Annotated in this window: 1 protein-coding gene; it reads right to left on the bottom strand. The window is 58.1% G+C overall.

What is annotated here, in order from left to right; all coding sequences use genetic code 11:
• Window positions 1-149 precede the first annotated feature (149 nt).
• Window positions 150-486: MlaD family protein (locus AC1D0P_RS28745; protein WP_477679848.1), on the bottom strand; the 337-nt coding region annotated here is incomplete at its 5' end.

Genomic DNA, 486 nt, shown 5'->3' with positions numbered 1-486 from the left:
ATTTCGGGCATGGCGGAGAGCGCGAAAGTGTCATTCTTCGCCTGGCTCGCGCCGCAACCCGACAATCCAATAAGGAGCAGCACCGGCAAACATGCACGGGCAATGCTCAGTAGACGTCCTGCTGTCATTCCTTCCCCACACACAACAGTTCAATGCCTCGTGCGGCCGTCATATTCCTTGACTTCCTGACCACCGAACAACAGCCGTTGCGGGTTGTTGTCAAGCCGGCTGATCGCCTGATTGAGCGTTTGCACAGCCCGGCGTGCATCCTCGACCAGAGCATTGACATTCTGCAGGCCGGAGCCCGAGAAACGGGCGATATTTTCGGCGATCGGTGCGATGCGGCCATTAATATTGTCGGCCAGATCCTTGTAAGATTTCAGCGTCGCCCGTGCGTCGGCGAACAGCGACTTGGAATCACCTGATCCGAGGAAGCTGTCGACCTTGGCCRGCACGCCGTCGACGCGGGTCGAAGCCTTGTTGAGA

This window comes from Polaromonas sp. P1_G2 (assembly GCF_056405515.1).
This window is presented reverse-complemented; position numbering and strand designations above follow the sequence as displayed.